Source organism: Kiritimatiellia bacterium (assembly GCA_028715905.1).
In the GTDB taxonomy this organism is placed as follows: Bacteria; Verrucomicrobiota; Kiritimatiellia; order JAAZAB01; family JAAZAB01; genus JAQUQV01.
Map to the genome: position 1 here is coordinate 15631 of JAQUQV010000004.1, position 22463 is coordinate 38093.

Consider the following 22463-nt stretch of genomic DNA (forward strand, 5'->3'; position numbering starts at 1 on the left):
GTATCCCTTTGATGACATCCGAACCGTCCAATTATTGTCAACCACCACGGCAGGGTCGGCGCATTGATCACCGTCAAAATCGCCGGCCATCGGCGTCTCGCCGGGCGCCGAAAATGCAAACGGGCCCTGTTGCGCGTAGCCAAATGAGGTAGGCCAGATATACCAGTTGCCGTTGACCACCATGGCCGGATCAGCGGCGCCGTCGCCGTCAAAGTCGGCCGCCACCGGAACCCCGCCGGGCGCCGAAAATGCGAACGGACCCTGCGGCGCGTGACCGAAGGCAGAGCACCAGATCGTCCAGTTGCCGTTGGCCACCATGGCCGGATCAGCCAGACCGTCGCCGTCAAAGTCGGCCGCCACCGGAACCCCGCCTGGCACCGAAAGCGCAAACGGGCCTTGCGGCGCATAATCGCCGGAAGACATGTAGATGTACCAGTTGCCGTCGGCCACCACGTACGGATCAGCCAGGCAATCGCCGTCAAAGTCGCCTTCCCCCGAAGAAAAACCCCAGCCGGAACTGATTAAGACCGGTTCATAAGCATCACCTTCCGTATCTCCCAATTGCGCACAGGCATTAGCGCCCCAGGCATAGAGAGAGCCGTCTAATTTCAGCGCCAGGCTGTGGTTGTAACCGGCCGAAACAAACACCCAGTCCGTGTCGGCGCCCACGCGTGTCGGTTCGGCCATGCTATAATCGGTCCTTCCGATCCCCAGGCAACCGGAATCGTTTCTCCCCCAGGCATAGAGCGAGCCGTCTGATTTAAGTCCCAAGCAGTGTTGATTACCAGCGGACACCATGGCCCAATTATTATCCGTCCCTACCCGAGTGGGAGTGTTGGCAAACAGCGTATCAGAGTCTAATCCCAGATATCCGCACACGCGCACGCTATTGCCATCAAAAATGGCGCCATTGTCGCCCCAGCCCCATAGCGAACCATCTTTCTTGATTGCCATGGTGAAGTTGGCGTTCATCCCGGCTGATACGCTGGCCCATTTTGTCCCCGAATCCACTCGGGTTGGCACATTAGTGGAGAAAAGATTAGTATTTCCCAATCCAAGAACACTGCCGGTTGCATAGCTGTATATATAATAGCCATAGCCGTATTGATTGGTATATACAACTGAAACAAGATAACTCTTCTGGTTTTTCCCCCAGGTCCAGAGCGAACCGTTTGACCCGACCGCCGCGCTATGGTTCAAACCAGCCGCAATGCAAACCATGGCCGGCAACGCCGCAGCCGCGGAATTCGGGGCCGTGATTTTAGTCGGCTCATTGAGCGCGCGAGCATACTGGACAAAATTGGTCGTTACGGCGGAAAGGCCGGTATTAGTGGTGGTTGACACATATTGCCAGTCATAAGGATAGTCGGTGTTAGTATTGGTATAATGCTGTACGACTTTAGCGCTGCTTTCCCCGCCGCCATAATTGGTCGTGGCAACAACCATATTGCCATGGCCCAGCCGGCCAAACGCCTTGCACTCTGTGACGGCCGTGAATCCATTCGTATTATATTTATATGTATTTGTCCCGCCGTCAGTTCCCCATGACCAGATTGAGCCGTCGGTCCGCAGGCCCAGGCAGAAATTACTTCCAACCGCAACCTGTTTCCAGGTTCTGGCCGTTCCTATTTGCGTGGGCCGGTTGGCTGCCAGACCATTCATAATGGAGTTGGTGTAAGAAGGGGTTGTTGTAGATTCAACATCCTTGGAAGTATATAATTCGTTGCCGGCCCCGCCGGTATGATTGCCGGCCCCGCCGCTGAAATTTGTCGTCCATTCCGGAACATTGCCATAGACCCGGGAAATAACCTCGCACATTTGCGTTCCCATGCCCAGCGCACCCGCTTGTTCGTAATGATACAGGTCGGCGTATTTATGGCCCAATAAAATTTCCGCGGGCGCGCCGTCATAGCCCCAGCCCCACAATGAGCCGTCGGACTGAATACCGAAAGAGCGCTCCATACTGCCCACGACGTCAATCCAAGTCTTATCCGTTCCTGACTGCGTGGGAGTGTACGCGTATGTTCCAACTGCTCCCAGTCCCAGTTGCGCTTTAGCAACGGAAACGGTTTGCGTTCGCGCGGGGTCGGTATAATTATTGGCGGCGCCGCCGTCAGAACCCCATGCCCACAAAGTATGATCGGATTGAAGGCCGAAACTATCCTGATAACCGGCCGAGATAACGCCCGCATTTGCCGCAGCGCCAAGCATGGCCAGCGCGAACACACAGGTTGCGGCTTTCCGCAACCAACTTTGATTTGTCTTCATACCGTTTCTCCTCCTTTATTATTTCTTGAGAATATTTTATCCCATGGAAAAATTATGTTCGCTTGCCCAACCAATATTTTCAACACATCTGTTTCTACAATTTGTAGAAGGCGTTGAAACAATCATTTATATTTTCCGTTTTCCGCTGCTGTTTTCATCCCGGCGATAACCGCATTGACAGTGCAAGTGTGGGCAAAACAACATGCAGGGCGGCAGGCGCAGATATTGAGCCAGAAGATCCAAATCATCCATGCTCGGGAACCGCCGTGTTTTTTCCCAATGGTCCCAGGTCGCAGAGGAAACGCCGAGTTCGGCGGCCGCGCGCTTGATTGGAATATCATGCTGTTCACGCCAGCCGCGCAAACGTTTGGCAAGCAAAAGTCCAACAGATACAGATGTAAAAGACTTTTCAGATGCGTTAAGCGCGGACGATGGAAGGGGCATTTCCGCCATGAACAATCCTTTTGATAAATAAGTATAATTATTCTGAAAATCGTAATACTCAATACGTCTATTTCTACAATTTGTAGAGGATATAATCTTTTCGGCCGTAAATTCCCCGTTTATTGTGGCAACTATGCATGATGCCTCCACAATCAAAAAGGCCGCCAGCCTTCCGGACACGCAGGAAACTCCGGGTTGGTTCTACAGATTCGGGCGGGCGCTGATCGCCCTGACTCTGCTGGTGGTCTCGGTATCCTACGATATTTCCGTTGCCGAAGTTTCCGGCGATCTGCGTTGGTTTCTGATTCATGGAACAGCCATGATTCTGGCGGCGGCATACTTTTTGTCCCGTACGGCCTCGGTTCGGAATGAAATAGATTTGCAAGCGCCGCCGATTATATGGCTGACGTTATTCCTGGCTGTCTGGTCGGCGCTCTCCATGTTCTGGACGCTCAGTCCGTATCACACATGGTGGTCATTAAAACATTTTCTGGGATATGTCGTTCTGTTTGCATTCGTCTGCTTATTGCGCAGTGAAAAATGGTATGAAAACCTGCTGTGGATTGCAGCCGCGGGGGTTGGTTTTAATTGTCTGATCGGCATCGCTCAATTTCATAATGTCAGCGATGCTGACATTACGATTGTTTTCCCCTTCTGGAAGCATATTGCCGCCGGATTTTCCGGACTGCTGCGAATCCTTTATTTTCTGGACAACACGGATAAAGCCATGGCCGACACATTGCCGTTTTTTCATCAGGATATTTTCCTTGATCTGTTCCGTCAGGCCGCTCCTCCGGCCGGCACTTTGGCCAATAAAAACCTGTTTGGATCCTATTTAGTTCTAACCCTGCCGACCGTCTTCTATCTATTTCTATCCAGCCCCAAGAAGCCGGCCCGGGGCGCCGCGGCCGTGTTATTCGCTGCGGGCATGATCGCCTTGTTTTATACCCGCAGCCGCGCCAGTTGGCTTTCCGCGTTGTGCGCGGCATTTTTTTTTATAAGCTGGATGTTATTGTGCCGGACGTATCGGCAGATTATTAAAGTTTTTTTTAACAAAACGGTTTTGATTTTGCTGGCTGCGGCGTGTCTTGCGGTCATTGGCGGCGTCAGCCTGCGAGACAAAAGCGGGATGCAAAGCGCCACGGAACGGATTCACAGTCTGGTCAGGATGCCCATGCAGGCCCATGCCGCACGTATTGCCTATAACCTGAATGGACTGGCCATGATCGGCGACCGCCCTTTTCATGGTGTCGGTCTTGGAGCTTTCCATACGGCTTATCCTGCCTACTATCGGGCTGTCTGTCCGACGCCATCCGGCGGTTTCAGCATGAACGCGCGCCCATCACGGATGCATAACGATCTTGAACAGGCCTTTGTGGAACTGGGAATTTTTGGCGGTTTGGCGTATATCGGTGTCTTTTTGACTCTGTTGATGATGACTTGGCGAATCGGGAACAAAGCCAAAACCTATGCCCCCCGCTTGCTGTCGCTATGCCTGATGACCGGAATTATCGGACTGGGCATTAATTCGTTAATGGATTTTCCTTTACAGCTTCCTCTGGCTCCCACGCTGTTATGGATCTTTGCCGGTATAATAACCGGCATATATGTCATGCGCGTTGAGAAGGCCGATATCGACCTGCGGATAAAACTTGTTCTTCCGCGCTTTGTTTATATTTTCCTGGCCATCGCCTCAATAGCCGGTTGTCTGGCAGTATTCCGGGACGACTGGTCCCGTCGCAAGGGGGATCAATACCTGAAGATAACCATCGCGCTGGCGTCCGCCGGACGTTTTGACGAGCAAACCCTGCTGTTACTGCGCAAATCCATGGACTGCTATAAGTGGAATGTCCGATTGCAGGAATACCGCGCCTTGATTTACGCCAACTACCATGGTAAAAAAATTCATGTTTCCACCAAAGAAAAAATCCGCGAGGTTGAGGACGCCGCAAAATATGACCCTTACTCGCCGCACAAACTAATTAATCTTGGCGGGCTTTACATTATTTACTCGCGTGAACTTGCGGCCGCAAACCGTAACGTTGAGGCTCTGCAATACGCCCGAAAGGCTGAAAATATATTCAATGCAATGCTTAAATATCCCGGATTTTTTACGGACATGACCTATGCCATTGGCGGTATGGCGCATATGATCCAAGGCGTTTTACAGCCATCCGTTGACGTTCCCCGTCTGAATATTGCCCGCGCTTTGCTGGAAAAAGCGCTGGCAATAAACCCCCGCCACGAAACCGCCCGCGAAGCTCTGAAAATGACCGAGGCGTTACGGAAACACAATTAAAAGCCTTTATCGCAAAACAACGCAGGCGTCTCGACTCACATCGAGACGCCTGGCGTTGATTGATCACCCAATTTCAGCGATCATTACGGCATGAACGGGAACGGTCCTTGCGGGACATATCCATACAGGGACATCCAGATTGTCCAGTTACCATCAACCACCATGGCCGGATCAGCGGCGCCGTCGCCGTCAAAATCGCCAGCCATCGGCATCGGATCGGCTCCGGACACCGAAAAGTCAAACGGCCCCTGCGGGACATATCCATACAGGGACATCCAGATCGTCCACTTGCCGTTGACTACCATGGCCGGATCAGCGGCGCCGTCGCCGTCAAAATCGCCAGCCAGCGGTATCGGATCAGCGCCGGACACCGAAAAGTCAAACGGCCCCTGCGGAACATATCCATATAATGACATCCAGATCGTCCACTTGCCGTTGACCACCATGGCCGGATCAGCGGCGCCGTCGCCGTCAAAGTCGGCCGCCACAGGCGTACCCGCCGCGCCGAAATTAAACGGCCCGCCGCCCAACTGATACTCCAGACTGGAAAACCAGATATACCATTCGCCACTGGCGGCCACCATGGCCGGATCAGCGGCGCCGTCGCCGTCAAAGTCAGCCGCCACGGGCGTACCCGCCGCGCCGAAATTAAACGGCCCGCCGCCCAACTGATACCCCAGACCGGAAAACCAGATATACCAATTACTACCGATCACCGCGTATGGATCGGCCGCGCCGTCATTGTCAAAGTCACCTTCAACAAACTTAATCTCCTGGACGTTCACGCTCACGGTTCCGGCAACGGTGTTATAGTTGTCCGTATCGGTCGGAGTGAACGTTACCGCGGCCGTATACGTGCCCGCATCCGGCTTTGTGCCCGGGCTGTCAAAGGCAAATGCGCCCGCCACAGACGCGGCCCCGCCGCTCAATTCTGAATCCGCCAGCGTTTGCCCGCATGTGATTGCAGAAGCCGTGGGCCAGGTTGTTACCGCCGGCGTGGCTTTGTCTACCGTCACATTCACAGTCCCGGCAACGGTGTTATAGTTGTCCGTATCGGTCGGAGTGAACGTTACCGCGGCCGTATACGTGCCCGCATCCGGCTTTGTGCCCGGGCTGTCAAAGGCAAATGCGCCCGCCACAGACGCGGCCCCGCCGCTCAATTCTGAATCCGCCAGCGTTTGCCCGCATGTGATTGCAGAAGCCGTGGGCCAGGTTGTTACCGCCGGCGTGGCTTTGATAATTGTCAATGTTGCTGTATTTGTGCCGGTCCAGTTTACAGTATTCACAATACCTGTCACAACATATGTGCCGACATCTGTTGGCGCTCCACCTCCGTTATAGGTTAAACCCACGACGTTGTCATGCGTGCTTGTAGCCGTTACGGAAATCGCCGATCCGTTGTAAGTTTGGTTTATGCCGCTGAACCAGATCGCGTCAAGTCCGCGGTCAACAGCAACGCTAACGGTCACATCCAGCCAATTGGAGCCGACCGTGACCGTACCGGTGGAACCGCCAACGGAGAGACCGCTCGGCGATATGACTACGGTTATATTGGTGGAAGCGTCAGTGAGAACCGTGCCCGAAACTTCACCCTCGGCGTTCGCCACGCTCAGCCAGGGTTGGTTTGTGCTGAGCAGATAGGCGGTGGGTGACACGTCATCTGGAACCCTCAGCGCAAAATTATTTGTAATTTGAGCCGTGTCTCCATAACGGGCGTTAAAGCTCAAATTCGTGGGATCAGGTTTTAAAACAACGTCAAAAATCACCGGCACATCCAACCAATGGGAGCCGACCGTGATTGTGCCGGTATGCCTGCCGACGGAGAGTTCGGTCGGAGATACGGCATCCGGAACAATACTTACCGTTATCATATTGGTCGCGCCGGAAAGAACCGTGCCCGACACTTCGCCTTCTGAATCCGCCACGCTCAACCAGGTCTGATTTGTGCCCAGCAGGTAGGCGGTGGACGACACGTCAGCGGGGACAACCAGATTAAAATTTTGCGGACTTGGTGTTTCTTTATAAACCGCCTTAAAATAAAGATTTGTGGGGGCGGGCGGCAATACAACATTCAAATTAACGGTTACATTCGTCCAGCCCGTAACGCCTGGCGCGTCATTCGCAATCGTACCGACATAGTTCCCAACGGCAAGTCCGTTCGTTGACACTGTTACCGTAATGTTTGTGGATCCGGGAGAGGGCACCGTGCCAGACACTTCGCCGTCGGCGTTCGCTACGCTCATCCAGGGCTGGTTTGTGCTGAGCAGATAGTCGGTGGACGAAACATCGCTTGGAACGGTCAGCACGAAATCCTGCGTTGGAATTATATTTGTGCCGCCATGAACCACCGTGAAAACCAGATTTGTGGGATTCGGATTAATAACATTCTCAGCTGGCGCTGTCGCCCCCAAGACTGCAAACAAAATAAAGGCAACCGTTATCTTCAGCGGTGATAAGAACCGCGTTGATAACAACGAATGGATTTTAATGGTTATTGTTCTCCAATATTGATGGATTATTGAGACGCTTTTATCCTTTGCTTCCGTCATTATGAATTCCTCCGTATTTTTTAGAAACATCAAAATATGGTGTCCTGCCCAACCAATATTTTCAACACATCTGTTTCTACAATTTGTAGAGCGGATTAAAACAATTGTTTGGTTTTCCCTTGTTGTTTTCATCCCGGCGATAACCGCATTGACAGTGCAAGTGTGGGCAAAACAACATGCAGGGCGGCAGGCGCAGATATTGAGCCGGATCCAGCTTTTTCATTCTCTATGGGATGCTAACAGGGACAGCCATGTTCCCACAAATGTAAATCAAGCCCGGCTAATCCAACCGGCCGGCGGCTTCTGGCTGGTAAATAATTTTCATAGTGATGCGCCGTTTTTCTTTCGCAGGCTGATCGGACATTCAAGGCCGCAGGCGTCCATCAGTTCCGTATCATTCAATATATCCCGGACGGCGCCATCCGCGGTCACCCGGCCTTCATTCAGCATGATCGCGCGGGAACATACTTCCAGCGCCATTTCCAGGTCATGCGTGGCGATGATCCGGGTGTGCTCAAAGCTCTGCAACAGTCCGATCAGCCGGCGCCGGCCGCGGGAATCAAGATTTGAGGAGGGCTCATCCAACACGAGAATATCGGGCGCCATGGCCAGCACGGTTGCGATGGTAACCGCGCGTTTTTCGCCCGCCGAAAGCCGGTACGGCGGCCGGTCTTTCAAGTGGAGCATTCCCACCCGCTCCAGGGCCAGGCTGGCGCGACGCTCAACTTCTTCGGCCGGCAAGCCCGCATTGAGGGGACCGAAAGCCACGTCCTCCAACACGGTGGGCATGAAAAGCTGATCGTCCGGGTCTTGGAAAACCAGACCCACGGCGCGGCGGACAACGGATGCCGTCCGGCGCGTGAAAGGCGTTTCTCCTATCCGCATCTCGCCGTCGGCCGGCAGCAGGGCGCCGCCTAGATGCAGGAGCAAGGTGGACTTGCCGGAGCCGTTGGCGCCGATAACGGCCACCGCTTCGCCGTGCGTAATCCGGAAAGAAATTCCTTTCAGGGCTTCGGTCCCGTCGGGGTAGGCATATCGCAAATTACGGGCTTCAATAATATGGTGACTCATTTATTTCTCCCCGATAACCAGGCCTCCCAGCATCCCGGCCAGGTTCCAGGTCCTTGCCGCAATAAAAAACGCCATCCAGCCGAGCAGAAACACCCAGTCCGCCTGCTGAAAAACGGTTTTCCGCAAGCCCCGGATCTCGCCCGAAAAACCGCGCGCAACCATGGCGCAGTATATCCTTTCCGCCCGCGCCATGGACCGCAGAAGCAAATGCCCTACGAGCGAGCCGTAAACACGGCAACCTGACGGCGCAAACCCGCAAGTTCGCATTTCCAGACTGCGGACCATCCGGGAACCCTCGTCCGCAATCACGAACAAATAACGATACAGGAAAAGAAGCTGAACAACGAAAATCCGCGGCAGCCCGATCCTTTCCAATCCTTCGCCCATGCGGTACATCCCGGTGCAGGCCACCAGCGCCAGCGCCGCGCCGACCGTCAGGGCAAATCTCAGCATGATTGAGGTAAACGAAAGCCAACCGCCGGAAACAACCAAAGACCCGATTGCCAGGCCCGGCGCGCGGTCAAAAAAAGGATTGAAAATGCCGATCGCAAAAGCGAACGGCGCGGCCACAAGAAGTTTGCGGAGAATCAGCAGGGGCGGAATCCGTCCCATAAATATCAAGACGAACGGATAAAGAAAAAACGGCGTCAGGGCTGATATCTCGCGCGGAGGAAACGACATGACTGCGCCGATAAAGGCGATGGTGGCGACGATCTTGGCCCGCGCATCGAGCCGGTGCAGCGGCGTATCCAGCCGCGCCAACTCGTCCATCCGGCCGATTTCAATCCATTGTGCCAAGCGCATTAAAACGAAATCATACGCTTGCGCGCCGCGCTTTCAAGGCCAAACCTGTCAGGCCGGCCAAACCCAGGGTGAGCAGGCCGCCAACTATGCCCGCGACCGATGTTCCCGCCGCCACCGCCGGCCACGATTCCGATTCGGCGTCAGTGTTTTCGGCGGGAACCTGTTCAGCGGCGGCGCTCTCGGTTCCGGCCGCCCTGAACCCGTAATCCGGCAGAAAGGCCGTTTTTTCCTGAACCGCCGCAAGTTTCCGGTGAACGGCGTCATCCGAACCGGAAACCTCCTCCTTGCCCGTCACTTTGGCGATGGACCACTCCAACCCGTCGGGATGCGTGGAGGCAAACCAGCTCATGATTCCGCCGACAATCACGGCGGTTATCGCGAGTCCGATCGCAACCGGCCGTAGGCCGGTTGCGATCGGAGCGCCAACCGGCGCGGCATCCAATGCTTCCGGCCGCGCTTTGGCCACAAACGCAACCACGGTAGCCGTGGCCAGGCCTTCCACGACGCCGATCGCCAGATGGATGGGAAGCATCAAAAGCGTGAAATCGCCGAAAGGCAGTTCTGAAATTCCGGAAGCCTTGGTCTCAACTACCACGCTGAAGGCGCCAAGCTGCAGGCCGGCAATGGCGGCGACAATCGCGGCAATCCATGCGCGCGGCGTTCCGTGCTCCTGACGGGCTATCAGGCGGTAAATGAACGGATAGGCAATAAAGGCCGGGAAAAAACCAAGATTGAAAATATTGCATCCCATGGCCAATAAACCGCCATCGGCAAAAAACAGGGCCTGCACCATCAGGACGGAGGCGATTACGAGGAAGGCCGCGTGGGGACCCAGCAAAACGCTTAAAATCAGTCCGCCCCCCAGGTGGCCGCTCGAGCCAGTGCCGGGGATGGAAAAATTGATCATCTGCGCGGCGAAGATGAACGCGCCCAGCACACCCATCATGGGAACGAGATTGTCCCTAATGGTTTGTTTAAGTTTCCGGGCGCAATAAGCGATCAATCCCGCGCTCACAAGCCACATTGTCCCGCCCACGGCGGGTGAAATCAAGGCATCTGCCATATGCATATTGTTATCCTTTCAGTCTGCGCCGTCCGCAAATGCATTTTGCGCACAGGCGAATTAAAGTTTATGGTTCCAGGGAATCCGGTTTCGAACTGCAAGCCGGCGCGCGCAAAATTTGCGGTCTATTTGTCCTTTCGCTTCCAAATTCCAAACTCCCATGTCAGGCCGGCCGCGGTGGTAAGGTCAGGGCCGGCGCTGCTGATATGCGATCCTGCCGCAACGTCAATCATGAGACCGTCCAGCGGGAACCAGCGCAGACCGGTATTGAACATTATGATGTGGTCGGTTCCGCTCATCAACTCTTTTTCCGCGTATATTTCGCCCACCCACTGGAGCGGATCAATGAGCCGATAATCAAGGGCCGCGCCGTAATGAATGATGTCGCCCACATCTTCGTCCGCCGGCGCGCCGATAAATGAATATCCGAGATTGAGATGTCCGCCTGCTTTATCCGTGAATGATTTTGAAGCTATCCAGGTGAGATCGTAATCAATCTTGCCGCTGCCCAAGCCCGTATCCTTATTGGCCGTGGGAAATTTGACGGCCGGCACAATTGCCTGGCGGGGGATCCATTTTGATTCTTCCAGAAACTGCCATTTTGCGTTGAGGGTCAGGTCGCCCAGGCCGTTTTCGCTTTTGATGCACTCGGCTCCGTTTTCATCAATTTCCGCCATTTGCTGTAACGTGCCGCCCAGGCCGAGGTTCACCTCCAGGCCGGGAACAAGGCCGCACCCCAAACCGATGGGCCAATCCCAGTTCTTGCAGCCGCCGTTTTTCTCGTGCCAGAACCCGGCTTCAATCTTGCCGTTGCCGGTATCGAGCGGATCGGCATCGTCAATGATCAACGGACGCGCTGCGAACGAAACGGCCGCTGTTGCCATCAGGCCGGCGGCCAGAAGCCCGACTTTTACTCTCTCTTTCACCTGTCCCGCTCCTTTCCTGTTATTTCATGTTTCATGCCGGAATTATTTCCGGACATGTCAGACAAGTAATACAATTTCACAAATCGTAACACCTTGCAAGAAAAAAAACAAATTAATTGCGTTTGACTTAAAGAACTCAAGAGGGGCGAGTTTTCGCGCGCCGGAACGCCGAACGCTTATGAGAAGTTATTGTGCGACGTGCATCCTTTCCATAAGGCCGGGCAGATTGATTATCCCTGGAACTGCAAATATTGAAAATCACATGATTCCGATTCCCCCGCTTTTTGATTGATCTTTCCCGTCAGAATGGGTATTTAATGAAAAAAACGCATCAACCGGCAGATTTATGGCGGCAGAACGTCCAGTTCATCTCATTGTTGAAAAAGGCCCCGACCAGGGGAAGGAAATATCAATCCGGCCGGAGGGGGCGCGCATTGGGCGTTCAAGCCACAATGATGTTGTGCTTAAAGACCCGGTCATGTCCCGTTACCACTGCCGGCTTTTTTTCAAGCCGAATGAAGGATTATGGGTTGAAGACCTCGGCAGCGCCAATAAAACCCTTTTAAATTCAGCGCCCGTTCATATGGCCCGTATGCGGCCGGGCGACCAGCTGGCGCTCGGCGACACCGTGCTGAAAGTGGTCGGCGATGAATATCCGTCATCTTCCGCCGCCCAGCTTTTCGGCGCTTCCGAATCCGAATCTTTTGCCGGCCGGCCGGAGGGTCCGTTGCGCCAGGCCGCTGGAAAAAACAGGAAAAAACTGCTGGCTTTTCTGCTGGCGGTTGTTGTCGTTGCCGCGGCGCTGGCCCTGATCGTGCATTTCCAGGGGTTGTCCGCGCCCGGGACGGAAAATGGCGCGGCGAAAAACGGGCAGGTTGAAAAGCTTGAAATTTATTATGAGAAAATCCAAGCCAGCCCCAAAAACATATTCCGCTACGAACTGGAATTGAAAAATGACGAGCTTTCCGTCCAGATTGACGACCTTGCCAACAAGAGGCATATCGCTAAAAACCAGCACAAAAAGATTGATCGGGACCTGATCGCCTCTCTTGGCGACACGCTCCTGCAGTCGGATTTCAACAGTCTCAATGAAGTCCACCGCGGCAGCACCGAGGAGGTTTATGACCTCCTGGACCTGACGATTACTTTCGGCAGAAAAACCCGGCGCGTGCAAGTTTTTAACACCATTGAGCCTGAACAATTCCAGCAGGCCCGCGAGGCGATTGAGGAATTTGCCCAGAATGAAATCGGCCTGGCCGCCCTGGCCCTGACCAGGGAAAAACTGCTTGAACTGGCCGGGGATTCCGCCCGGCTCGGCCGCCAGCTTTATGAGCAACGCGAGGTAAAACGCGAAAATCTTTCCCTTGCCATCCGCGCCTTGAAGGAGGCCGAGTGGTACCTGGAAACCGTTGAGCCCAAGCCGGACTACTATGCCGACGCCGTCGTCCTGCGCCGGGAATGCGAGCGGGAGCTGGAAGAGAATTACAAGAATCATCTTTTCCTGGCCGAAAGGGCCGTAAAATTAAGGGACTGGAATGATGCGGCCGTGAATCTGCGCATTCTCATGGAGAAAATACCCGATCGTTCCGACGAACGTCACCGGAATGTCCGCAAAAAACTGATTGATGTTGAACGGCATCTGAAGAGCAAATGAAGAAGTTTTTCACAGAGCACACGGAGTTCATGGAGATGGACAAAAGCCGATCTCTCTCTGTGAACTCTAGCGAGTCCCGAGGCGCTGTGCGCTCGGGACGAGCGGGTGAGATAATCCGGTTCTGCGTGCTGTTTTTGTGTCTTGCGGGGATTCCGGCATGCCGGCAAGCCGGCTTGACGCCGGCCAAACCCGGCCAGATATATGTTACCACCGATCCCTCCGGCGCAACTTTGTTGTGCGATTCCGCCAGTTGCGGCAGCACCCCGGCCACGGTCGTTCCGGCTGCCGCCGGCGAGCATCTGCTGGTTGTCCGCAAGCCGGGGTACCGCGAGACGCGCGCGACCGTGACCACCAGGTCCGGCGAAAGGCTGGCCGTGGAGCTTAAGCTTGAAGAATTGAAAGGCCTGGTCCTCGTGCACACGGTTCCCGCGGGGGCCGAAGTTGAGCTGGAAGGCGTCAGCGTCGGCCGGACGCCTCTGCTTCTCACCGATATCCCGCTGGGCCGGAAACGCCTGCAAATCGGCCTGCCGGGCTATCTGTCCAAGTCCGTTAATTTAAACATTGATGACCGCACGCCGGTCAAGGTTGATGTTAATCTTACCCCGGATTCGGCCGAACTTTTTGTGGAATCCGCGCCGACCGGTTCCGTGGTTTCCGTGGACGGCTTAAGCGTCGGCAAGACTCCGTTGACGCTTAAAAAGGTGAAGACCGGGAAACACACGGTGGAAATCGCCCTGAAGGGGTATTCGCCGTTTCGGCACGAGGTTGCGCTCCAAGCCGGCGAGAAGCAGAAAATATCCGCGCACCTCAGTCCTTTGCCGGGAAAATTGACGGTGCTTTCCAGTCCCCCCGGGGCGCGGGTCTATTTGAATAATCAGTTTAAGGCCGAAACGCCCTTTACCGGCACTAATATTCCCGCGCGCCGTTATGTTGTGCGGGTTGAACTGCGGGGGCACGACCCGCAGACCGTCAGCAACGAGGTCGTTTCAGGCGAGGAAACCATCCTGGAGTTTCAGATGGTCAAATCCAGCGGCACCATCCTCATTTCCACTTTTCCGCCGGAGATAAATGTCTATCTGGACGGTGAATTTCGCGGCGCAACCAAGGGGCGTCCCGGCGAACAAATATCGGACCAGATGCAGATTGATTTCGTGCCGCGGGGCCGGCACCAGCTGCAGTTCACCGGCAAAGGGTATTACGACGTGCAGCGCTCCGTGGATATCATGCCGAAGCAGACGATTATTCTCCACGAAAAACTTGCCATGCGTCCGGTGCCGTTCGTTCCCAATGTGCTCATCCGCACCGGCGACAAGCCGGAACAGACTTTCCGGGGTGTTATCCGCGAAAGATACGCCAGCGGCGATGTAAAGGTGGAAATTGAAGCGGGGATTTTCAAGACATTTTCCAGCGATGAAATCATCTCTGTGGAACCCATTCCCTGAGGCCAGAAAGAATATTCAATCTCAGCATGTTGAGCGCTGTTTTCGCGGCCCGGTCGCGCACCATGGCGCGGTCGCCGGGGAAAAGGGATTTTTCGGCGTGAATGCCGCCGGACTTCCTTTCCGCCAGCGCAATCCAGACCGTGCCGACTTTCTTGCGCGGCGCGCCGCCGTCCGGCCCGGCGATGCCGGTTATTGCCAGAGCGTAATCGGCCCCCGATTTTAAGAGGGCGCCGCCGGCCATTTTTTTCGCGACGGCCGCGCTGACCGCGCCGTTCCCGAGGATCAGCTCCTCCGGCACGCCGAGATTTTCGGTTTTCATCCGGTTGGCATAGACAATCCAACCGCCCGTAAAATACCTGCTGGCGCCGGGCGTCTCGGTCAGCATGGCGGCCAGCATTCCGGCCGTGCAGCTTTCGGCGGTAGCGACTGTTTTGCGCGCGGCCGCAAGCATTTTTCCGACCGCTTCCGGCAGGCTTTCATCGCCTTCGCTGAAGACCGCGCGCCCCAATAAACGCCTGATTTTATCGGCGGTTCCGCGCATGGCTTGCCGCCCTTTGGCGGCGTTTTTGAATACGCCGCGTATTCTGATTGAGATTATCCCGGCGGAGACTGTTGTTCCAACGAGCGGGTTGCGGTCGCGCCGCATCAATTCACCCAGTTTGGCGGCCGCCATTGACTCGCCCATGCCGAAAACATTCAATTTCATGGTCTGCACCCCGGAACGTTTTTTTGACATGATGACCGGCGCGATGTGTCGGGCAAACATCGCTTTCATTTCCTTCGGCACGCCGGGCATCACCATGATTTTTGCTTTTCCCAGGGGCATCCCGAAACCCGGAGCAGTGCCGACGGGGTTATCCAGCACAATCGCGTTTTGCGGGAACATGGCCTGGATCCGGTTATTGGCGGTCATTTTCCAGCCGCGCGTCTTGAAAGTTTTTTCCAGTTTTTTAAGGGAAGGCGCATGTAAGACCAGGGGCGCTTCGCCGGCCGCGGCCATGGCCTGGCGGGTCAGATCATCCGGGGTGGGGCCAAGCCCGCCGGAGACGATAATGAGCTCGGCCTTGCCGGCCGCATTTTTTACGGCTTCTATGATGGCGTCCTGGTCGTCGCGGACCGCCTGGTGGTATTCAGGCGCGATGCCGCATGCGACCAGCCTGGCGGCGATCCAGGCGGCGTTGGTGTCCGCCGTCTGGCCGAGGACCAGTTCGTCTCCGATGGAAAGTATGACTGCCCGCATTGATGCGCAATGGTAAGGTTAATAAGCGAACGCAACCATGAAATATACGAATGTAAAAAAAAAACAAGTTAAAATTTTTACGATATTTTGTTGACTTGCCGTCAATATAGGGTAGTCTTGCCCGGTTTGCTTCGCGCGATTAAACCCGATTGCACCCGCTGATATGCCGGAATGCGTCCGGATGGTTGAAAGCTGTGAATCCGAAAGTGTTATTAATAGTATTGATTGGCGCGCCCGTGCTGGGATCATGCCTTTTACCCCTCCTGGGGCGTTATTCGCCGAAGGCGCGCAATTTAATTGCTTTTCTGGCGGTTTCCGTGTCCTTTCTGTGCGCGCTTGCGCTCCTGCCGGCGGTCATTAAGGGCGGCCTGATCTTGGTCTCATTGAATTTCGGGTTCGGCCATGACCTCTTTGTCGCCGACCAGCTGGCCGTCTTCATGGCGCTGGTCTCGTCGCTGGTCGGGGCCGTGATTGTTTTTTACTCTTTTGATTATATCAGCCATTATCCGAACCAGGGCGAGTATTATTTCATGGTGGTCCTTTTCCTCGGCTCCATGATGGGGCTTGTTTTTGCCGCCAACCTGATTGTGCTTTATGTTTTCTGGGAATTAACCGCCTTTGCCAGCTGGCGTCTGATCGGGTTTTTCCGCGAGCCGGCGCACGTTTTGCGGGCGGACAAGGCTTTTTTGATGACGTTTTTCGGAGCGCTGCTGATGCTGATCGGTTTCATTGCCGTTCAACAGCAGGCCGGTTCATTTGATCTGGCGGCGGTTAAGCATGCGTTTCAGGGCCGGGTCGCGCCGGATTATATTGTGCTGCTTATTCTGGCCGGACTCTTCGCCAAATCGGCCACTCTGCCGCTGCAGACCTGGCTGCCGGACGCCGGTATCGCTCCTTCGCCGGTAACGGCGCTGCTGCATGCCGCGGTGCTCGTCAAAATCGGCGTCTATGTTTATGCGCGCCTCCTGATAGCCACGCTGCCGGTGGCCGACATCTGGCATGTGATCGTGCCCGCCCTGGCCGGCTTGAGCGCCCTGGTGGCGGCCGGCGCGGCGCTGCTTGAGACCGATCTGAAACGGATCATTGCCTATTCAACGATCAGCCAGATCGGTTTTATTTTCCTGGGATTCGCCGTCAACAATCAACTCGCCGCCGCCGGCGCGCTTTTATATATTTTAATGCACGGTCTTGCGAAGGGCGGGCTTTTTCTTTGCGCCGGCATTATTGAACAGAAAACACACACCAAGGATATCACCAAGATGGGCGGTCTGATCGCCAGCATGCCGGTTACCGCGGTTTCATTCCTGGTTTGCGCCTTTTCGGTCATGGGGCTTCCGCCACTCGGCGGATTTTTCAGCAAGTACGGGGTGATTGCCGGCGCGGTTTCCGGCGGACAGCTTTGGCTGGCCCTTTTGTTCGTGGCCACGGCCATACTGACGATTGTGTATCTCATGCGCGTTTTCGTGATCGTGTTCATGGGGGCCGCTCCAGCCGGGGCGGCGGTTGAAGGCTCGCCCCGCATGGTTTTTTCAGTGGCTTTGCTGGCCTTTCTTTCCGTAATCGGCGGCATTTTTATCATGCCTTCTTTCGGCTTTGCCGCTTCGGCCGTTCAGCAAGTGATGGGATTGATCGGATCGTTCCCTTGAAACATATGACGCTTTTGTGAAGAAGTTTAACATTGATGGCAGAGCGCCAGCCTGGAAATTTAGGGCTGGCGGCCCTTGCCGCCTTAAATGAACGCATTATTATTCACCATATTGATTCCGGCCGTCGGCGGGTTGATTGTGTTGTGTCATGGCAAAGCGCATCGCGTGGCGCGCAATGTTTTAATCCTGCTGATTGCGGCGGCCAATTTTGCCTTGGCGTGGCAGCTTTTCGGGTCTTCCGGCCAGATGCTCATTCCGTGGGCGCCCTTTGGCATGGATTTTAACCTGCGGCTGTATCATTTCAGCGGTTTTATTATGCTGGCGACCGCCGCTTTCTGCTTTGGCATCTGCCTGTACAGCATTGCCTTCATGGCCGCGCACCGTCATTCCGGCCAGTTTTTCGCGTATCTTTTCTTTTCAATCGCTTTTGCCAACGGCGCGGCGCTCGCCGACAACCTGGTTTTACTGCTTTTTTTCTGGGAAGGCCTGCTCCTGACGCTTTTCGGCATGATTGCCATCGGATCCCCGACCGCCCACAAGACGGCGGTCAAGGCGCTGATTATTGCCGGCGGCGCCGACCTGTGCCTGATGTTCGGCATCGCGCTCTGCGGAAAACTGGCCGGCACCCTGACTATTTCGCGGATCAGTCTGCCTCTGGATTTCATGGGGAGTCTCGCGTTCATTTTTCTCATGATCGGCGCGATCGGCAAAGCCGGCGCGATTCCTTTTCACACCTGGATTCCGGACGCGGCCATTGACGCGCCGCTTCCTTTCATGGCGCTTGTGCCGGCGGCCATGGAAAAACTGCTGGGCATTTATTTCCTGGCGCGCATTTCTCTGGACATGTTCCAGATGAACGTCGCCTCGTCAATGACCCATCTGCTGATGATCGTGGGGGCGGTAACCGTCCTGGTGGCGGTTGCCATGGCGCTCATCCAGACCGATTATAAACGGCTGCTTGCTTATCACGCGGTTTCCCAGGTCGGTTACATGATCCTGGGCATCGGCACCGCCCTGCCCGTCGGCATTGTCGGCGGCCTTTTCCACATGGTCAATCACGCCATGTACAAATGCTGTCTTTTTCTTACGGCCGGCGCGGTGGAGAAACAGACCGGCACGACCGATTTAAACAAGCTCGGGGGCCTGGCGGCGCGCATGCCGTTCACCTTCATCTGCTTCGTGGTTGCGGCCGCCTCAATTTCCGGCGTGCCGCCTTTTAACGGGTTCTTTTCAAAGGAGCTCGTTTATGACGGCGCCCTGGCGCGCGGCCAATGGTATTACTGGGCGGCGCTGGCCGGTTCTTTCCTGACGGCCGCCTCTTTTCTCAAACTGGGCCATGCCGCCTTTTTCGGCAAAGGCGCGGCCGGCGTGGGGCGGGTTAAAGAAGCGCCCTTTTTTATGCTCCTGCCGATGATATGCCTGGCGGGGTTGTGCGTGTTTTTCGGCTTATACAACGCGTTTCCGCTTCAAAATCTTATCCAGCCGGTGCTCGGGACGGCCATGGAAGGGCATGATTTTTCAGGCTGGCCGGAAAGCCGGAAGCTGGTGTTGTTTACGGTGGCAGCCCTGGTTCTGGCTTTGCTCAATCACATTTACGGCGTGCGGCGCGCCGGCCGCGGTCTCGGCGCGGCAGACCACATCCATTACGCCCCCGTTCTTTCGTGGTTGTATGCGAAAGCCGAACGGCGGGTTTTTGACCCCTATGAAATCGGCCTGCGGTTTTGCCGTGCGATCGCCGTTTCCGCCCTGGCCATTGACCGCGCGGTCAACTGGATCAGCGATTTTTTTGCCGTGGGGTTGTCCTTGAACCTGGCGCGCTGGATCAGCGCCAGGCATTCCGGCAGTTACGCGGTTTATCTGGCCTGGTCGGTGGCCGGCCTGGCGGTTTTGATAGTCTGGATTATGCGTTGAAATGGAGCAATTTGACATGTTGACCCTGCTTTTAATCGTTCCTTTGGCGGCGGTTTTGTTTTGCAACCTGCCGTTTTCGTTCCTGCGCAGGAGCATTATTCCCCTGGCCGTTCTTTTGGCCGTCCTGCAGGCGCTGGTTGCCGTGTTTTTACCGGAGGCAACGGCCATGTCTTTTGTCCTGCCGCTTTTTGCGGACGGATTTTCAAGGGTTATGCTGTTGGCGATCGCGATTGTTTCCGCGTCCGCTTTGCTGGTCGGCCGGGTTACGTTTGCCGATGAAAGAACGCGCTGCAATTTTGCCAGCCTGGTCCTGCTGGCCGTGCTCGGCATGAACGGCGTGGCGCTTTGCGCCGATTTGTTTTCCATTTATGTTTTTGTGGAGGTCGCCGCGGTTTCATCCTTTGTCCTGATCGCCTCGGAAAAGAGCCGCGCGGGGCTGGAGGGGGCCTTCAAGTATTTTGTCCTCTCGGCCGCGGCTTCCATCGCCATGCTCTCGGCCGTGGCGCTCTTTTTCCTTGTCTCGGGCTCCACCGGATTTGCCGCCGTGGCGCTGGCCTTGCGGGCGCTTCCCGGCCAGCCGCTCGTCCTGCTGGCGCTGGCGCTTTTCATCGGCGGCCTTTTTATCAAGTCGGGGCTCATGCCCTTTCACGGCTGGGTTCCGGACGCGTACGCTTCCGCGCCTTCCGCGGTTTCGGTGCTGCTGGCCGGCATCGTTACCAAGACCACCGGCGTCTATGTGTTGATGCGCGTCATGGCGGACGTTTGCTGGCTTGACCGCGCCGGAGATGTTATCATGCTGGCGGGAGCCTTCACGCTTGCGGCGGCCGCTTTTGCGGCCATGGCGCAGAGCGACATGCGGCGGATGCTGGCCTATTCCAGCATCAGCCAGGTGGGGTATATAATCCTGAGTTTCGGGATCGGCACGCCGCTGGGCATGGCCGGCGCAATTTTCCATCTTTTCAACCATTCCGTTTTCAAATCGCTTCTCTTTGTCAACGCGGCGGCGGTGGAAAAGCAGACCGGTCTGCGCGACATGAACGCCATGGGCGGTCTGGCGCAGAAAATGCCGTTGACTGGCGCGGCTTCGGTGATCGGGCTTTTGTCCACGGCGGGTGTCCCGCCTCTGGCCGGCTTCTGGAGCAAGCTGGTCATTATCCTGGCTTTATGGCAGGCGGGGCATTACGTTTATGCCGTTATTGCCGTTCTGGCCAGCCTGGTAACGCTGACTTATTTTCTCATAATGCAGAGAAAAATTTTCTTCGGACTTTTGCGCCCCGGTTTTGAGAAGGTTACCGAGGCTTTTGGCATGGCCGCGCCGGTTATTTTGCTGGCGGCGCTCACCGTGGCCATTGGGTTGGCAATACCGTTTATTAAAGGAACGTTTCTTCTGCCGTTGACGGGGATGTAAGCAGGGCATGAATCTTGACATCATCATATTGATTCTTCTAGCAGTCGGCGCGCTGGCGGTCGTCATGACCGCGGATTTGTTGAAATCCGCCGTCGGCCTGGCGGCGGTGAGCGCTATTCTGTCCATACTCATGTTCCGGCTGGCGGCGCCGCTGGCGGCGGTTTTTGAGCTTTCGGTCTGCGCCGGCCTGATAACGGTCGTGTTTATCAGCGTCATCGGCCTGACCCGGCCGGGCGTCAAGGATGCCCCGCGCCGCTCCAGGTATTTTATTCCGCCGTTGATATTGTTGATTGTTCTGCTGGGATTTTATGCCGTCAGGTGCCAGCCCGACCCGGTTGTTTCCACGCTTCTGCCTTGCGGGGCCGATGTGCGAAAGGTATTATGGGAGGAACGCGCCCTTGATTTGCTCGGGCAGGTCGCGGTGCTTCTGGCGGGCGTGTTCGGCGTGGTAGTCTTGTTCAAGGAGAGGCAAAAGAAGAAAGAAGACGGCGGCGGGCCGAATCCGAAGGAATAGGCGCGAAAAACCGGCCGGACGCATTTAAATTTAAAAAAATGGCGAACATGTTTCCAATCTTTGCGGGTGCGATCGTTTTTGTCCTGGCGCTCGGGTTGTATTACGTTATCACGGCCGGCAACGTCATCCGCATCCTGATCGGGGTGGAGCTTATGATCAAGGCCGTGACGCTCGCCATTATTCTGGCGGGGCGGCTGGCGGGCCGGCCGGCGCTGGCGCAGTGCCTGGCGATAACGTTGATTGTGGTGGAAGTGGCGGTGATTGCCGTTGCCGCGGGCATAACGGTCGGGATTTTCAGGCGGAACGGATCTCTGGACACGTCGGAATTGAAAACATTGAAAGGCTGATACGCCCGGCCGCCATCCGGGTTGCAATCATGAAAAGCGGCCCGGCGGGAGCAGTTTAAAATTGTCCGGACCTTGAACGGTGAACCATGAGTCTTGAACAAATCATATTATCCCCGCCGCTGGCGTTTGCGGCGCTTTTTATCGTCATCGGACTGCTGGTCAGGCTGGCCGCGCGCCTCGCGGTCCGGCCGGATGCGGTCCGGCCCGGCGCGCTTAAAGCTTATGCCTGCGGCGAGGACGTCCAGGACCACCGCGCGCGGCCGGAATACGGCCAGTTTTTTCCGTTCGCGTTTTTTTTCACGATCATGCACGTCGTGGCGCTGATTATCGCCACCGTGCCGGCCGAAAACCTGCGCGTCTTCGGCCTGGCGCTTTTGTTTGTGATTGCGTCCGCCATGGGGCTTTTTATATTGTATCGGAATTGAATAATGGGCATGGTAAAAAAGATTGTAACCTGGGCGCGGATCAAATCGCCCTGGATTATCCATTTCAACACGGGCGCGTGCAACGCCTGCGATATTGAGATTGTCGCGGCCCTGACGCCGCGTTTTGATATTGAACGCTTCGGCGTGCTTTTGAAGGGCACCCCGCGCCATGCCGACGTGCTGGTCTGTTCCGGCCCGGTAACGCGCCAGATCAGGGAGCGGGTCATCCGCATTTACGAGCAGATGACCCAGCCGAAATTTGTCGTGGCGGTTGGAACCTGCGCCTGTTCCGGCGGGGTATTCCGCGGATGTTATAATGTCAAGGGCGGTATTGACGCGGTCATCCCGGTTTCGGCCTATATTCCCGGATGCCCGGCGCGGCCCGAGGCGATCATTGACGGCGTGGTTAAACTGCTGGCCTCGTTGAAAAACTGATGAGGCGTTTTTTCGCA

17 protein-coding genes are annotated in these 22463 nt (G+C 55.7%); 10 read left to right on the plus strand and 7 right to left on the minus strand.

The genetic code is table 11. The features are described from left to right. A partial coding sequence (locus PHP98_01860) for a hypothetical protein (GenBank protein MDD5482387.1) occupies positions 1 to 2268 on the minus strand: 2268 nt, incomplete at its 3' end. Between the two features lie 577 nt (positions 2269 to 2845). Between PHP98_01860 and PHP98_01865 the strand changes: the two genes are divergently transcribed. After that, a complete protein-coding gene (locus PHP98_01865; protein MDD5482388.1) occupies positions 2846 to 5011 on the plus strand; it encodes an O-antigen ligase family protein in 2166 nt (721 codons plus the stop codon). Between the two features lie 83 nt (positions 5012 to 5094). On the opposite strand, the gene PHP98_01870 is transcribed toward PHP98_01865, so the two are convergent. The 5 genes from PHP98_01870 to PHP98_01890 all read right to left on the minus strand — a co-directional run bounded on the left by PHP98_01870 (position 5095) and on the right by PHP98_01890 (position 11424). Next, positions 5095 to 7317: an MBG domain-containing protein gene (locus PHP98_01870; GenBank protein ID MDD5482389.1), complete on the minus strand. Its 2223-nt coding sequence runs from the start codon at positions 7315 to 7317 to the stop codon at positions 5095 to 5097. 564 nt (positions 7318 to 7881) lie between these two features. Continuing rightward, positions 7882 to 8631, minus strand: a complete 750-nt coding sequence (locus tag PHP98_01875) for an energy-coupling factor ABC transporter ATP-binding protein (GenBank protein ID MDD5482390.1) — start codon at positions 8629 to 8631, stop codon at positions 7882 to 7884. Next, on the minus strand, positions 8632 to 9435 hold the full coding sequence (gene cbiQ / locus PHP98_01880; GenBank protein ID MDD5482391.1) for a cobalt ECF transporter T component CbiQ: 804 nt from the start codon (positions 9433 to 9435) through the stop codon (positions 8632 to 8634). A 10-nt stretch (positions 9436 to 9445) separates the two neighbouring features. Next, complete coding sequence (locus PHP98_01885) at positions 9446 to 10504, minus strand: energy-coupling factor ABC transporter permease (GenBank protein ID MDD5482392.1); 1059 nt, start codon at positions 10502 to 10504, stop codon at positions 9446 to 9448. 119 nt (positions 10505 to 10623) lie between these two features. Continuing rightward, positions 10624 to 11424, minus strand: a complete 801-nt coding sequence (locus PHP98_01890) for a transporter (protein MDD5482393.1) — start codon at positions 11422 to 11424, stop codon at positions 10624 to 10626. Between the two features lie 346 nt (positions 11425 to 11770). Here PHP98_01890 and PHP98_01895 point away from each other — a divergent pair, with 346 nt between their 5' ends. Both PHP98_01895 and PHP98_01900 read left to right on the plus strand, forming a co-directional pair. Further along, positions 11771 to 13078: an FHA domain-containing protein gene (locus tag PHP98_01895; GenBank protein MDD5482394.1), complete on the plus strand. Its 1308-nt coding sequence runs from the start codon at positions 11771 to 11773 to the stop codon at positions 13076 to 13078. A 173-nt stretch (positions 13079 to 13251) separates the two neighbouring features. After that, complete coding sequence (locus PHP98_01900) at positions 13252 to 14520, plus strand: PEGA domain-containing protein (GenBank protein MDD5482395.1); 1269 nt, start codon at positions 13252 to 13254, stop codon at positions 14518 to 14520. Here the strand turns inward: PHP98_01900 and PHP98_01905 are convergent. Next, positions 14495 to 15760, minus strand: coding sequence for a competence/damage-inducible protein A (locus PHP98_01905; protein MDD5482396.1), 1266 nt, complete (start codon positions 15758 to 15760; stop codon positions 14495 to 14497). The two genes, PHP98_01900 and PHP98_01905, sit on opposite strands and share 26 nt — an antisense overlap. Before the next feature lie 194 nt (positions 15761 to 15954). Between PHP98_01905 and PHP98_01910 the strand changes: the two genes are divergently transcribed. From PHP98_01910 to PHP98_01940, 7 genes are all read left to right on the plus strand, one after another. Then, on the plus strand, positions 15955 to 17406 hold the full coding sequence (locus PHP98_01910) for a proton-conducting transporter membrane subunit (GenBank protein MDD5482397.1): 1452 nt from the start codon (positions 15955 to 15957) through the stop codon (positions 17404 to 17406). 87 nt (positions 17407 to 17493) lie between these two features. Beyond that, positions 17494 to 19317 carry a proton-conducting transporter membrane subunit gene (locus tag PHP98_01915; protein ID MDD5482398.1) on the plus strand — a complete coding sequence of 608 codons (1824 nt, stop codon included), beginning with the start codon at positions 17494 to 17496 and terminating at the stop codon, positions 19315 to 19317. 16 nt (positions 19318 to 19333) lie between these two features. Continuing rightward, the gene (locus tag PHP98_01920; protein MDD5482399.1) at positions 19334 to 20725 is read left to right on the plus strand and encodes a proton-conducting transporter membrane subunit; all 1392 of its coding nucleotides are present in this window, start codon (positions 19334 to 19336) and stop codon (positions 20723 to 20725) included. 7 nt (positions 20726 to 20732) lie between these two features. Continuing rightward, a complete protein-coding gene (locus tag PHP98_01925) occupies positions 20733 to 21239 on the plus strand; it encodes a hypothetical protein (protein ID MDD5482400.1) in 507 nt (168 codons plus the stop codon). A gap of 38 nt (positions 21240 to 21277) precedes the next feature. Beyond that, positions 21278 to 21586 (plus strand): NADH-quinone oxidoreductase subunit K, encoded by a 309-nt coding sequence (locus PHP98_01930; protein MDD5482401.1) that lies wholly within the window; start codon positions 21278 to 21280, stop codon positions 21584 to 21586. A gap of 86 nt (positions 21587 to 21672) precedes the next feature. Then, complete coding sequence (locus tag PHP98_01935; protein MDD5482402.1) at positions 21673 to 22011, plus strand: hypothetical protein; 339 nt, start codon at positions 21673 to 21675, stop codon at positions 22009 to 22011. 3 nt (positions 22012 to 22014) lie between these two features. Further along, positions 22015 to 22446 (plus strand): NADH-quinone oxidoreductase subunit B family protein, encoded by a 432-nt coding sequence (locus tag PHP98_01940; GenBank protein ID MDD5482403.1) that lies wholly within the window; start codon positions 22015 to 22017, stop codon positions 22444 to 22446. Positions 22447 to 22463: the final 17 nt, after the last annotated feature.